The organism is Nocardia sp. NPDC020380 (assembly GCF_044386975.1).
GTDB lineage: Bacteria > Actinomycetota > Actinomycetes > Mycobacteriales > Mycobacteriaceae > Nocardia.
This window is the reverse complement of sequence record NZ_JBIRVQ010000016.1, coordinates 54,901-68,505: the sequence shown is the minus strand read 5'-3', so window position 1 is coordinate 68,505 and position 13,605 is coordinate 54,901. Positions and strand designations below refer to the sequence as shown.

The window sequence follows — 13,605 nt, the reverse complement described above, 5'->3', positions numbered from 1 at the left end:
GTCTGCCATTCTCCTAGGAATTCCTGCCTATTTCGCGCCGGATGCGCTGGGCGATCTCGGACGGCGTCCCGTCCGAGGGGGTGAAGGTCAGATCGGCGAACTCCGGCCGCTCGTAGGGCGAGCTGATGCCGGTGAACTCGCGCAGTTCGCCCGCGCGGGCGCGCTTGTACAGGCCCTTGGCATCGCGAAGTTCGCATTCTTCGAGCGGGGTGTCGACGAAGATCTCGCGGAACGGCAGATGCTTGTCCTCGTGCAGTTTCCGGGCCGCGCGGCGTTCGGCGCGGAACGGGCTGATGAGCGAGACGATCGCCACCACGCCCGCGTCGGCGAACAGTGTGGCCACCTCGGAGACGCGGCGGATGTTCTCGCGCCGGTCCTCGTCGGTGAAGCCGAGATTGCGGTTCAGGCCGTGCCGCAGATTATCGCCGTCGAGCAGGTAGGCGGGCTGCCCGGAGGCGATCAGCTGCCGCTCCAATTCGACTGCGATGGTGGACTTTCCGGAGCCCGAGAGCCCGGTCAGCCACACCGTGGCGCCGCCGCTGAGCCGCTGTTCGCGTTCCACGGCGGAGCTGTGCCACACCACGTTCGACGCCTTGTGCTCGACCCGCGGTGCGCCGGTGGAGCGTCCGGTGATCATGCCCGCGGCGACGGTCTGATCGGTGGCCTCGTCGATGAGGATGAAGCTGCCGGTGGCGCGGTTCTCTCGGTACGGGTCGAACAGCAGTGGCTGCCGGCTCTTCAGCGTGAGGCGCCCGATGTCGTTGAGCGCCAGGGCATCCGCGTCGGTCTGCCGGTGCAGGGTGTTGACGTCGAGGCGGTAGTCCAGTTCGGTCACCTCGACCTTGGCGGTCTGGGCGGCGGTGCGGATGGCGTACTCGCTGCCGGGCCGCAATTGGGTGTCGTCGGAGAACCAGCACACCATGGCGTCGAGTTCGCGATCCTGATGCGGCTGATTGCCGGGGCGGGCGAGCATATCGCCGCGGCCGACATCGATATCGTCGTCGAGGGTGAGGGAGACGGCCATGCCGGTGAAGGCCTCCTCCACCTTGCCGCCGCCGGGCGCCCAGATCTGCGCGACCTTGCTGGCGCGGCCGGACGGCAGCACCACCACCTCGTCGCCGGGCTTGAAGATGCCGCCCGCCACCGTGCCCGCGTAACTGCGCACGTTCTCGCCGTGCGGGCGGATGACGTACTGCACGGGCAGCCGGGTGTCGATGAGGTTGCGGTCGGAGGCGACGTGCACCTCCTCGAGGTGACGCAGCAGCGGCGGGCCCGGATACCAGCCCGCGGTGTGCTCGGACAGGTCCACCACATTGTCGCCGTGCAGGGCGGAGACCGGGATGAAACTCAGATCGCCGACATCGAGTTTCGTTGCGAAGTCCGCGAATTCGGCGCGGATCTCCTCGAACCGCTGCTCGGACCAGCCGACCAGATCCATCTTGTTCACGCACAGCACCAGGTGCCCGACACCCAGCAGTGAGGACAGGAAGGCGTGCCGGCGGGTCTGCTCGGAGACGCCCTTGCGGGCATCGACCAGCAGGAGTGCGAGGTCGGCGGTGGAGGCGCCGGTGACCATGTTCCGGGTGTACTGCACATGCCCCGGGGTGTCGGCGATGATGAATTTCCTTCGCGGCGTGGCGAAGTAGCGGTAGGCGACATCGATGGTGATGCCCTGCTCGCGTTCGGCGCGCAGGCCGTCGGTGACCAGCGACAGGTCGGGTCCGTCATTGCCGCGGGCGACGCTGGCGCGTTCGATGGCGTCGAGCTGATCGGTGAACAGGCTCTTGGAGTCGAAGAGCAGCCGCCCGATCAGGGTGGACTTGCCGTCGTCGACGCTGCCGGCGGTGGCCAGGCGCAACAGGTTTCGGCGCATCAGAAGTAGCCCTCTCGCTTGCGATCTTCCATGCCGGACTCGGAGATGCGGTCGTCGGCGCGGGTGGCGCCGCGCTCGGTGAGGCGGGTGACCGCGGTTTCGGCGATCACCTCGGCCGGATCGGTGGCGTCGGATGCCACGCAGCCGGTGCAGTCGGCGTCGCCGAGGGTGCGGAAGCGCACGGTCGCCTCGAACCGCCGCTCGTCGGGGCCGAAGGTCAGGAATCGGTTGTCCGCCAGTAGCATTCCGTCGCGTTCGACGACGGTGCGCCGGTGTGCGTAGTACAGCGACGGCAGTTCCACCTCGGCCTGGCCGATGTACTCCCAGATGTCGAGCTCGGTCCAGTTAGACAGCGGGAACACGCGGATGTGCTCGCCCTTGCGATGCCGGCCGTTGTAGAGGTTCCACACCTCGGGCCGCTGGGCGCGCGGCTCCCACGCGCCGTATTCGTCGCGGAAGCTGAAGACGCGTTCCTTGGCGCGCGCCTTCTCCTCGTCGCGGCGCGCGCCGCCGAAGACCGCGTCGAAGCGCTGCTCGCGAATGGTGCGCAGCAGCGTGGTGGTCTGCAGCCGATTGCGGGTCTCGCCGGGTCGTTCGGTGACCCGGCCCGCGTCGATATCGTCCTGCACGCTGCCGACCAGCAGCTGTGCGCCCAGCCGGGCGACGGTGCGATCCCGGAATTCGATGACCTCGTCGAAGTTGCGCCCGGTGTCGATGTGCAGCAGCGGGAACGGCAGCGGCGCGGGCCAGAACGCCCGCCGCGCCAGTTCCAGCATGACCGCCGAATCCTTGCCGCCGGAGAACAGCAGCACGGGCCGCTCGAAGGTGGCGGCCACCTCCCTGATGATGTGCACCGATTCCGCCTCGAGGGCAGACAGATGGGACAACTCGTATCCCGCTCGCATGCTCGTACTCACTGCCCGCTTCACCCACTTGCCACGTCGCCCGCAACTTGCGTTGTCGAATATTCGACGCTATTGTTCGATTATGTGACACCGACGATAGGTCGGGAGCGGCGTGACGGTCAATACCTCACGCCGATTTCGTTGGCACGCCGCTAACATGCATTCGCCGCACGATCCGACAGACGGGGAACGCCTTGGCCGAAACTCGCACCGCCCCAGCCGCATCCGACGCCGACACCGCCGTCTCCCCACCGACCCGCCGCGTGGTCCAGGCCATCGACCTCTTGTCCCGCCACTCCGGCGAACAGCTCTCCCTCGCGCGCATCGTGCGCGCCACCGGCATGTCCCGGGCCACCGCCCACGCCGTCCTCACCCAGCTGACCGCCGACGGCTGGACCCTGCGCGATCAGGACGGCAACTACTGCCTCGGACTCGGCCTGATGACCGTGGCCCGCCGCGCCGAAGCGGCCTTCCCCCTACGCCGCCTGGCCACCGACCACATGCGCGAACTGGCCACGGCACACCGGGTTCCGGTCTTCCTCGCCGAACGCGAAGCCGACGCCATCGTCATCACCGAGGTCATCGGCACCCCCTCGGTCCCCTGGATCCGCACCGCCCGCCGCATGCCCTTCGCACCCCCGGTCTGCCGCGAATTCATCGCCTGGGCACCGGATTTCGAACGCACCGCCTGGCTCGAAGCCGCCGACCCTGCTCACCGCCCTCGCCTCACCGCGGTGCTGGATGCGATCCGCGACCGCGGCTACTCCGTCGAACGCCTGGCCGACGACTCCGCCCCCATGCTGGAAGCCCTCACTGCCCTCCGCCACTCCCCCGTGACGGACCCTCTCCGGCACCGCCTGAGCAGCATGATCACCGAACTCATCACCATCGACTACCTCCCCCACGAGCTCGGCGACCACAACGCGGTCGTCTCCATCGCCGCCCCCGTCTTCACCCGCGAGGGCGCGGTTACCGCCTCGATAGTCGCCTGCCCCGACACCAACCTCTCGACCGCGTCCCTGCTCGAACTCGCCTCCGCCACAACGCAAGCCGCCGAGGCCACGGCCTCGGCGCTGCATACGTACTAGGAGCTGGGGTAGTTGATGACCCAGTGGAAGCCGCTGTCGCGGAGCGGGAAGTTGTTCTCGTCGAAGCGGTGGAGGGTCACGGTTACCGGGTGGCCGTTGAATTCGCCTTCCAGACGGAGCTGATCCGGGGCGGATTGCTGGAAGGTGAAGTCGCCCATCGAAGGTGGCTGTTGCTGGGGTTGGGCTTCGTGGAAGCTCAAGGGGGCGTCGGCGGTCTGCAGTTGCAGGTGATGGGACTGGGTGTCGATCTGGAGTTTCGCCGGGACCAGCGTTCCATCCATCTGCTGGTACTGCATGAAGCCGGGGTAGTCGAAGACTATGCGCTGCCAGCGGTTTTCGTCGGTCAGGAGGGGTGGGACGGACTGGCCGTCACGGGTGAATTCTTCGACCGTCCAGATGCCGTAGAGGGGCGGCTTGGGGCGGCCGGAACCCACCTGCTGGTAGATGCCCCAGGAGGCGTGGGCCAGACCGACGGCTATCCAGATCGCCAGGGCGAGTTGGACCAGGGTCGCGATGCGGCGGGCGCGAGGTGTCCGGAAGGGGTACGGAGCGGTCGACGGGCCGGGGCGGCGGTCCAGGATCAGCATTTCGGCCAGGCGCTTGGCCTCGGGGGTCAGCAGTACCAAGGCCATGAGCATGAAGAAGCCGGAGCCGATCTTCACCGGCACATCGAAGTTCATGTCCATGACGAACACCATCGCCATGTCGACCAGGGCCAGCATGGCCCCGACCATCGCGGTCCGCGGGATGAAGAGCAGTAAGCCCGCCGTGACTTCCGCTGCGCCCAAAAGGATTTCGTAGCTCGGTGAGGAACCGACCTGGTTCCACAGCACCCCCATACTGTTCATATTGCCGTAGGGCTCGAGCAGCGTGGACAGTGCGGGTTCGGGCATCTGCGACGGGATCAGTTTCGCGAACCCGTAGAGCAGCATCTGGCCGCCCAGGCACACACGAATGACAAGCAGAAACCACCCCGCCAGCCGTCGATAGTCGGGCCGCCGGCGATCCAGCGCCGTCCACACCACCGTCGCGACCACCGCGACCATCAGCACACACCAGAGCTGCACCCAGTTGTAGGTCTGGTCCCCACTGCCGCTGTCGTGGTTCACGGCCTCGACGCCGAAGACGTGGTCGCCCACCCACTTCACGGTGGGGTCGAGCAACCGCGCCGGCCAGGCGACCGTATCGTGCGCCAGCCGCTCCGCCGGCCAGCCCAGGAACACCGCCGTGATCTGCGCCTCGAGCAGGCACATCAGCCCGAACGAGACGAAGACGAACCGGAAGACGAGACGAGTGAACGGATTCCAGCCCACCGGCCCAGAACGATCGATGTCCTGCGAAGTTTCCGAATCGACCCCGATGACTGCCATGGACAGGACGCTACGAGCAGCACCGGGGTCACCGCTTCCAGGAACATCCCTGATTTATCCCGCCGTTCCCCTACCCCGCAGGGCTGACCTGCTACCACCAGACGGCGTACTGGTGCTGGCAGGATCGAGGGCATGGACACCGTGCGCTCTCAGGAGATCTACTCCAATCCGTGGATCACGGTCCGCGAGGACATCGTCCGCCGGGCCGACGGCTCCGAGGCCGTCTACGCCGTCGTGGACAAATCGCATTACGCGGTGGTGGTTCCGCAGGACGGGGAGCGCTTCCAACTCGTCGAACAGTATCGGTATCCGCTGCGGCGGCGGTGCTGGGAGTTTCCCGGCGGGTCGGTGCCGGGCGGCGCGGATATGGATCCGCTGGAGGTGGCGCGGCAGGAACTGCGCGAGGAGACCGGATTGCGGGCGGGCCGGCTCACCTACCTGGGGCGACTGGCGCCCGCGCCCGCCACCACCAGTCATCTCGGCCATATCGTGCTGGCCACCGACCTGACCGAGGGCGAGCCGGAACGCGAACTGTCCGAGCAGGATATGGAGGCGGCCTGGTTCACCCGCGCCGAGCTGGAGACCATGATCTCGGACGGCACCATTATCGATGCGGACACGATCGCCGCCTACACGCTGCTCGTGCTGCACGAACGCGACCGGTCGCAATAGAATCGAACTCGCGGTCCATGCATCAGGACCGGGGGCTGCACATGGATCGTATTGGGCACAAACGCAATACGAAGAGTGATCGACATGCTGCGGAAACTCTCACGAGTCCTGATGATCGCCGCCCTCACCACGGCCCCGGTGGCCACCGCGGGCCTGGGCACGGCGCAACCCCCCACTCCCGTTCCGGCGCGCGCCGTTTCGCTGGTGCAACCCGTGGATTGGAACGACTGGTACCACCATCGATGCCTGATCGAGCACCAATGGTGGATCCCACGCTGTCATCCCTGGAACTACAACCACCCGCATCATCACTGGTAGCGGGCGATCACCAGGCCAGCTGCCCGTACTCCTCGCCGGCGCCCCAGCGGTAGCCCCACAGCACGCCCGACGGACCGTCCGCCGGCAGTGTCGCGAGGTGCACCGACGGCTCGGCGCCCTGTGCCGCGGTACGGAATCCGGAGTTGTGGTTCAGATCGGTGGCGGTGTAACCGGGGTTGGCGGCGTTCACCTTGATCGGGGTGTCCCAGAGTTCCTTGGCGTACTGGGCCGTCACCATGTTCAGCGCGGTCTTGGAGGTGGCGTACGGGATCGCCGCCATCCGGAACATCGGCCCGTCCGGGTCCATGGTGGCGGTGAGCGAACCGACCTCGCTGGACACGTTCACGATCCGCGCCGCCTCCGCCCGCCGCAGCAGCGGGAGCAGGGCATTGGTCACCGCGACCACGCCGAACACATTGGTCTCGAAGAGGTTCCGCAGGCTGTCCAGTTCGGTCGACGAGGGCTTGCCGTCCCCGTCGCGGACCCCGGCGATGGCCGCGTTGTTGACCAGGATGTCGAGCTTGCCGAACTCCTTGCCGATGAATTCCGCTGCGGCGGCGATGGATTCCGGATCCGTCACGTCGAGTGGCACGAACCGTGCGTCCGCGCCTTCCGCCCGCAGTTTCTCGGTGGCCGCGCGCCCGAGTTCGGCGTCGCGCGCCCCTACCAGAACGGTGATGCCGCGGGCGGCGAGCTGCCGTGCGGTCTCGTAGCCGATGCCCTTGTTGGCGCCTGTGATAAGTGCTGTTGTCGTCATGTGAACAAGACTCGCACCACACGAAGTTCGCCGGGAGGACCAAGTTGTACCACCCGCGCGAAACCCGTCCCGGGCTCACACTTGATCCATGGCGGACAGAAGTGAACTCGCGGCCTTCCTACGCAGCCGGCGCGAGCGGCTGACCCCGAGCGATGTCGGCCTGCCCGACGGAATCAACCGCCGCGCACCGGGTCTGCGCCGCCAGGAGGTCGCGCAGCTGGCGGGCATCTCGGTCGACTATCTGGTCCGGCTGGAGCAGGCGCGCGGTTCGCATCCGTCGCGGCAGGTGCTGGCGGCGCTGGCGCGGGCGCTCATGCTCGGCGTCGACGAACGCGAATACCTCTATCGCATGGCCGGGGAGCATCCGCCCACCGTCACCGGACCCAATCGGATTGTGCCGCAATCGGTCCGGATCATTCTCGATACCATCGCCACTCCGGCCTATGTCGCGGACGCCACCTTCGAGGTGCTGGCCTGGAATCGCGCCGCGGTCCCGTTCCTGGGTGATTTCGACGAATCGCCCGGCGCGGATCGCAATATGGTGCGCTGGATGTTCGCCCAGGCGGTCGACCATCCCAGCTGGTCGGAGGAGTCGACGCGGGAGTTCGCGCGGTCCGTCGTGGCGGATCTGCGCGCCGCCTACGCGCGTTATCCCGGCAATCCGGCGCTGGCCGCGCTGCTCACCGAATTGCTGGGTGTCTCACCGCGTTTCGCGGATATGTGGGCCACACACGAGGTGGAGGTGCGGCGCACGCATCAGAAGCATGTGGATCATCCCGAGCTCGGCCCGCTCGATTTCGAATGCCAGATCCTGCACGTCTCCGATACCGATCAGCGGATCATCGTCTACTGCGCCGCGCCGGGCACCCGGACGGCCGCGATCTTCCACGCGCTGGCGACGGCCGGATCGAAGTAGCCGTGCACTTCAGGTTTGCCAACGAATGTTGGCCAACAAGTGTTGACATGCCCGCGACCGGGGCTTACCTTTAAGTCAACAGCCGTTGGCCAACAAAGGTTGGCCGAACTGGAGGAGTCGTCATGAACGCCGTTCCCGCCACCGCCTCGGTCGTCATCGTGGGCGCCGGCCCCGCCGGCATGACCGCCGGCATCACCCTCGCCGACGCGGGCGTCGACGTGGTGCTGCTGGACAAGGTCGCCGAGGGCGCCAACACTTCTCGCGCCGTCGTCATCCACGCCCGCACCATGGAAGTACTCGAAACCCTCGGCCTCGCCGACACCATTCACGATCAGGGGCTGATCGTCCCCACCTTCGTCCTCTACGACGGCGACCGCGCCCTGACCCACATCTCCTTCGCCGGCCTGCCGACCAAGTACCCCTACACCGTCATGATCGGCCAGCAGCACACCGAGGCCATCCTGCTGGCCCGCCTGGAGAAGGCGGGCGGAAAGGTGTTGCGGCCCTACGAGGTCAGCGGCTTCACCCAGGACGAGAGCGGCGTCACCGTCGGCTACACCGCCGCGGACGGCACCGCCGGCAGCATCCGCGCGGACTACGTCATCGGCGCCGACGGCATGCACAGCAATGTCCGTGAGGCCACCGGCATCGGCTTCACCGGATCCACCTACCCCGAATCCTTCGTGCTCGCCGATATCCGGATGAACTGGCCCGACCCGCGCGACCTGGTCTCGCTGCACCTGTCCCCGGAAGGCGCCACCATCGTCGCGCCGCTGCCCGACGAGCAGAACACCCGCTACCGCGTGGTCGCCACGGTCGCCGAGGCCGACGAGAAGCCTTCCCTGGAGGACGTGCAGGCCATCCTCGACGCCCGCCGCCCGCACTCCGGCGCCAAGGTCCAGGAAGTGCTGTGGTCCAGCCGCTTCCGCGTGCACCACCGCCTCGCCGACCACTACCGCGCGGGCCGGGTCTTCCTCGCCGGCGACGCCGCCCACGTGCACAGCCCCGCCGGCGGCCAGGGCATGAACACCGGCATCCAGGATGCCGCCTTCCTGGGCGCGCTCCTCGCCCGCGTGCACGCCGGCGAACCGGACAGCATCCTGGACACCTACGAATCGGTCCGCCGCCCGGTGGCCCAGGGCGTCGTGTCCTTCACCGACCGTATGACCCGCATGGCCACCCTCTCCAACCCGGTGGCCCGCGAGGCCCGGAATCTGCTGATCAGCACCATCACCCACATCGGCGCCGTCAACCACAAGCTCGCCTACGAACTCTCCGAACTCGCCAACCGCTGACCCTCACCGGGCCGAGAAGATCTGAAACAAGCACGAGCAGTACGCCAGCGCGGGGAACCGGACAAAATCCCGCGCTGGTGTACTGCTCGTTCGCTTTTCACTCTGCTGCCGCCAGCGAGCGCTAGGCGTGCCGGGCCGGGGCCAGCGCGGAGCGGGCGTCCATCAAGGCGAAGCCGAGTAGGTTCTCGCCGCGCCAGCGGGCGGGATCGGTGGCCGCCGGGTTCTCCGCGCCGAGGCCGATACCCCAGATGGTGTCGCGCGGCGCGGCTTCCACCAGCACCTGGTCGGCCGTGCCCAGCAGGAAGTCCCGAAGCTCCTCGTGCTGGCCGAATTTCGCAATACTGCCCCGCATGACGATGTCGAACCGGTGCGCGACCCACGTCTCCTGATCGAACCCCCGCACCTCGCGCCCGAGCCGCTTGGCATCGGCCGGGGTCGCGCTGGCGAGCACCCGGGCGCGGATCTCCTCATCCCCGAACAGCCGCGCCTTCTCCCCCATCATGAAATGCTCTGCGCTGCCGTAGGTCTGGCCGTCGACGGTGAACTCCACCGGCCACCACTGGCTGAACACCCACTTCCCCACCGCCACCCCCGGGGTCGGGGTGTGCCCCCAGAAGAAGAGGAACTCCGGTCTGTCCCCCGCCGCCATATCCGCTGTCAATTGCGCCCTGTCCACGCGCCCGACCCTAACCCACCGATACGACACAATCCCGTCCAATATCCGCCGCGCCGCCCGACCCGCCGACACCCACCCCAACCAGCCCCGATCCGCCAAACCTCGCACCCCCAGGACAGGGCGTGGATCAGTCGTCGGTCAGGGCGGCCAGGGTGCGGAGGCGGGCCATGACGGGTTCGGCGGGGTGGGCGGGGACCAGATATCGGGGTGGGTCGAAGCCCGGGGCCACGGGGAGATCGACGTATTCGCTCACGTCTTCCCAAGCGAGCCGGAGGGTTTCGCCGTCATCGTTGACGAAGACGATGTAATCGGCCTTGGGCAGCAGCGTCGGACCGCCCGCCGACCACGGGGTCATGGTGTGCTCGATGCCGTTCGGCCCGCGGACGTGCAGCAGCGCGCTGGCCACCGCCTCGACCTCTTCGTCCGCGCGCAGCATCTCGGTCTGCGGGCCGTACACGGCCACCGCGAGTTTCGCCTCGGCATGCCGCAGCGCTGGCCATACCGGATGGTTTCTCGGCACCCGGTACGGCACCAGCACACCGTCCTCGTCCACCGTGTACGGCAGCGGCGACAAAGGCCGCAGCGCATCGTCGTAGCGCTGGTCCGCCACGGCCAGTAGCGAATTCACCAGCTCGTCGGTGGCCCCGATGGTGATGAACATCCCCAGGTGACCACTCAGGAACACCAGCGCCTGCGCACCCGTGCGGGCGCCCGCACCCGCCAGCCAGCCCGGGATCAGCGGCAGCGAACCCACATAGGTATCGCCGTCATCGTCCGGATACTCCAGCACCTGCGTCCGCTCGGACGGTGCGAACACCGCCATGGTGTTTATGGCCAGTTCGGTGAGATTGCCGTGCGCCGTGGCGAATACCTGATCGGCGTCCACCTCCCAGCGCCGCAGATCGAAGACGGTCACGAACCGGATGGTCGTCGGCATGTCCACCACGACCATCTCGTTCAGATACGGCACCGCCGGCCGCCCGAGCACCACGTCCTGCCCGTGGAATTCGCCGAGGCCGATCCGGGCCAGCCCCGCCTGCCGCAGTACCGGCCGCAGCCGGGGCTCCGCGTACTCCCAGCTGTCCGGGCTCAACCCCGCCGCGATCGGTTCCAGCAACTCGGCCACCGCCTGTTCCAGTTCCGGTCCGATCTCCCCGTCGAACCGCCGGAACAGGATGTCCAAGCTGAGTTTGGCCTGCGCACTGCCGCAGCGATAAGTGATCTCATACGAATCCGGGTCGTACTCCGCGACATCGACGCCCTCGAATGCCAGCACCTGCGCAAGAATGTGCTTGCCGAATCGATCTCGCGGCGAACCGAAGATCCTCCCCATGAAGCTCACTTTGCGGACTATACGGCCGAAAGAGTGGTAGTGGGACGGTCGTCCGAGTACGAGCACAACGGCCCCGACTGTGGAAAGCTGTAGCGCCATGAGCACGCCCGTCTCCACCCTGCCCGAAGAGTTCCTCCCCCGCGATACCGCGGATGTGGTTCGGACCGTTCGGGATTCGCGAAGTTCGACGAAACCCCTGATCATCCGGGGTGGCGAGCGACCGGAGGACGATCTCGGACTGCCGGATCAGGGCGCGGTCCTGAGCATGCGGAAGATGAACCGCGTGCAGGTGGTCGACGCGGACGCGCGCACGGTGCGCGTGCAGGCGGGCGCGCGACTGTCCGATATCGATCGCACTCTCGGCGCGCACGGGCTCGGGCTGCCCATCGTCGGCGACCATCGGGAGATCACGGCGGGGGGATTCGCGGCAGTGGGCGGGCTGTCGGCGGCCTCGCACCGTTTCGGCATGTTCAGCGACAATGTGGTGGAGCTCGAATACGTCGATCAGGACGGACGTTTCGGGACCTGCGGGCGGCATCATCACACCGAGCGGTTCCGGCGGATCCTGGGCGGCGGCGGCCGCACCGGCATCATCACCGCGCTCACCCTCGAGGTCACGGATGTGGACAAGGACCGCACCTGGCTCACCACGGACGCGCATCGGTTCCTGGATTTCGATACCTGGGTGGAGCACTCCTACAAGGAGATTCAGTCGCCGGGTGACGCCATGCTGCAGGTGGGCCGCTGGGTGGATACCGCGCCCCTGAAAGTCGCCCGACCGGTCGGTACGGGCACCGTGCAGCTCGGCACCGTCCGCTTCGGCCAATGGTCCAGCCTGCACCCCACCACCCCCAACCTCTCGCTGCGCGCCCGCCGCGAGGTCGGCGCCCGCGCCCGGAAGTCACTGGGCGCCATCGCCGCATCCGCGGGCGGCCGCGCCGGCATGCCCGTCCGCAATGCCGCCGCGGGCGCGCTCATGTTCGCTCCGAAGGTGCTGACACTGCGCGATGCGGAGTATCTGGCCGATACGGTCATCAGCTCCTCGGAGCGCGGACCGGCCTACCGCGTCTCGGTTTTCGCACCCCTCTCCAACTACGCGCGGGTCTTCCACGGCCTGCACGACCTCTTCTCCGGGCACCGCGAACGCACCGGTTGCTTCACCGTCATGTCGGCCATGACCTACGGTGTGCGGTCGCGCTACCTGCGGGAACTCGATAACGAGGACCACGGCTTCATCACCTTCACCTGCCGGCTGCGCCCCGCCGCACTGCCCTCGGAACTGTTGCGCGACATCGTCTCCGGAATCGACGAGATCTGCGTCTCGGAACGCGCCCGGCGTTATGACCCGACCGATTAGAATGTGTTCCGCCGCACTTCCAGCAACCGGTTAGCAGCCGGGAAAGCGCGGCGGCTTCGGCACTGTCGGCGGGGTGCCGGTGCATGGTTCATGCTCAATCCTCAGATGAAGGTTGCTGTTCCATGATCGAATTCCGTGCTGCCCGCCGTCCCCGCACCGCCGTGACCAGCGGCTCCACCCGAGCCGAGGCGCCCGAATCCATTGCGGCCAAACGCGTCGTCGTCACCGACGCCTGCTCCGACATCGGCCGCGCCACCGTGCGGCTGCTCGCCCTGCACGGCGCCGAAGTGATTCTGGTGTCGCGCAACGGGAGTGAACTCGTCGAAGAATGCGCCCAGATCATCGAGGCCGGGGGCCGCGCGCACTGGTTCCGGTGCGATCTGTCCGCGCTCGGCGATGTGGATCAACTCGTCGAGTATCTGCTCACCGATTTCGACAGCATCCACGTGCTGGTCAACAATGCCGGACGGCCCTCCCGGCGGCCCGTGCTGCAATCCCTGGATCGCTTCCGCGACTACCAGCGCATGATGGCCACCAACTACTTCGGGCCACTGCGATTAACCTTGGGCCTGCTACCCGCGATGCTGGCCGGCGGTTCCGGCCACGTCGTGAATGTGGGCCCCTGGAGCCTGACCACCGGTGCGGCCCCGAACTTCGCCTCCTACGCCAGTTCCCAAGCCGCCTGGACCACCTTCGGCCAATGCGCCGACGCCGAACTCTCGCCCCGCGGCATCCACGTCACCACCGTCCACTACCCGGCCTTCCGGATGGACGACACGGTCTCGGACAACTACTCCGAGAACCCGATCCTGGACCCGGCCGAAGCGGCCCGCTGGATAGAGACCGCCATCCGCACCCGCCCCACCCACCTGCACCCCCGCTTCCCCCGCGCCCTCCTCGGCCTCACCGGCGTGAACCCCCGCATCCGCCTGAAACACGCCCTCGGCATCTGACCCGGTAACCCGCACCCCGACCCGACCGATGAGGGGAGAGCGGGGCCGCCCACCGGAGATGGGCGGCCCCGCTTTCTGGTTCCGGGTCTTCT

General features: G+C 67.6%; 13 protein-coding genes. 7 read left to right on the top strand and 6 right to left on the bottom strand.

Going from position 1 to position 13,605, the window contains the following annotated elements:
- Positions 1-13 precede the first annotated feature (13 nt).
- Positions 14-1,873 (bottom strand): adenylyl-sulfate kinase, encoded by a 1,860-nt coding sequence (gene cysC / locus ACH438_RS36695; RefSeq protein WP_397014006.1) that lies wholly within the window; start codon positions 1,871-1,873, stop codon positions 14-16.
- Positions 1,873-2,778, bottom strand: a complete 906-nt coding sequence (gene cysD, locus ACH438_RS36690) for a sulfate adenylyltransferase subunit CysD (protein WP_397014265.1) — start codon at positions 2,776-2,778, stop codon at positions 1,873-1,875. The genes cysC and cysD overlap by 1 nt, the downstream gene beginning before the upstream one ends.
- Before the next feature lie 194 nt (positions 2,779-2,972).
- Here cysD and ACH438_RS36685 point away from each other — a divergent pair, with 194 nt between their 5' ends.
- A complete protein-coding gene (locus tag ACH438_RS36685; protein WP_397014004.1) occupies positions 2,973-3,866 on the top strand; it encodes a helix-turn-helix domain-containing protein in 894 nt (297 codons plus the stop codon).
- Here ACH438_RS36685 and ACH438_RS36680 read toward each other — a convergent pair.
- Positions 3,863-5,236 (bottom strand): DoxX family protein, encoded by a 1,374-nt coding sequence (locus ACH438_RS36680; protein ID WP_397014002.1) that lies wholly within the window; start codon positions 5,234-5,236, stop codon positions 3,863-3,865. The genes ACH438_RS36685 and ACH438_RS36680 overlap by 4 nt on opposite strands.
- A gap of 132 nt (positions 5,237-5,368) precedes the next feature.
- Between ACH438_RS36680 and ACH438_RS36675 the strand changes: the two genes are divergently transcribed.
- Together ACH438_RS36675 and ACH438_RS36670 are read left to right on the top strand one after the other, a co-directional pair.
- Positions 5,369-5,908: an NUDIX domain-containing protein gene (locus ACH438_RS36675; protein WP_397014000.1), complete on the top strand. Its 540-nt coding sequence runs from the start codon at positions 5,369-5,371 to the stop codon at positions 5,906-5,908.
- A gap of 84 nt (positions 5,909-5,992) precedes the next feature.
- Positions 5,993-6,226, top strand: a complete 234-nt coding sequence (locus tag ACH438_RS36670; protein WP_397013998.1) for a hypothetical protein — start codon at positions 5,993-5,995, stop codon at positions 6,224-6,226.
- A gap of 7 nt (positions 6,227-6,233) precedes the next feature.
- On the opposite strand, the gene ACH438_RS36665 is transcribed toward ACH438_RS36670, so the two are convergent.
- Complete coding sequence (locus ACH438_RS36665; protein WP_397013996.1) at positions 6,234-6,983, bottom strand: SDR family oxidoreductase; 750 nt, start codon at positions 6,981-6,983, stop codon at positions 6,234-6,236.
- 88 nt (positions 6,984-7,071) lie between these two features.
- Here ACH438_RS36665 and ACH438_RS36660 point away from each other — a divergent pair, with 88 nt between their 5' ends.
- A complete protein-coding gene (locus ACH438_RS36660) occupies positions 7,072-7,899 on the top strand; it encodes a helix-turn-helix transcriptional regulator (protein WP_397013994.1) in 828 nt (275 codons plus the stop codon).
- A gap of 122 nt (positions 7,900-8,021) precedes the next feature.
- Positions 8,022-9,194: an FAD-dependent monooxygenase gene (locus tag ACH438_RS36655; protein ID WP_397013992.1), complete on the top strand. Its 1,173-nt coding sequence runs from the start codon at positions 8,022-8,024 to the stop codon at positions 9,192-9,194.
- A 121-nt stretch (positions 9,195-9,315) separates the two neighbouring features.
- Here ACH438_RS36655 and ACH438_RS36650 read toward each other — a convergent pair whose 3' ends face one another.
- Positions 9,316-9,870 (bottom strand): NADAR family protein, encoded by a 555-nt coding sequence (locus tag ACH438_RS36650; RefSeq protein ID WP_397013990.1) that lies wholly within the window; start codon positions 9,868-9,870, stop codon positions 9,316-9,318.
- A 127-nt stretch (positions 9,871-9,997) separates the two neighbouring features.
- A complete protein-coding gene (locus tag ACH438_RS36645) occupies positions 9,998-11,212 on the bottom strand; it encodes a hypothetical protein (RefSeq protein ID WP_397013988.1) in 1,215 nt (404 codons plus the stop codon).
- Positions 11,213-11,300: 88 nt separating this feature from the next.
- On the opposite strand from ACH438_RS36645, the gene ACH438_RS36640 reads away from it, so the two are divergent.
- A complete protein-coding gene (locus ACH438_RS36640; protein WP_397013986.1) occupies positions 11,301-12,560 on the top strand; it encodes an FAD-dependent oxidoreductase in 1,260 nt (419 codons plus the stop codon).
- A gap of 122 nt (positions 12,561-12,682) precedes the next feature.
- Entirely contained in the window at positions 12,683-13,513 is an 831-nt protein-coding gene (locus tag ACH438_RS36635; RefSeq protein WP_397013984.1) for an SDR family NAD(P)-dependent oxidoreductase, read from the top strand.
- Positions 13,514-13,605: the final 92 nt, after the last annotated feature.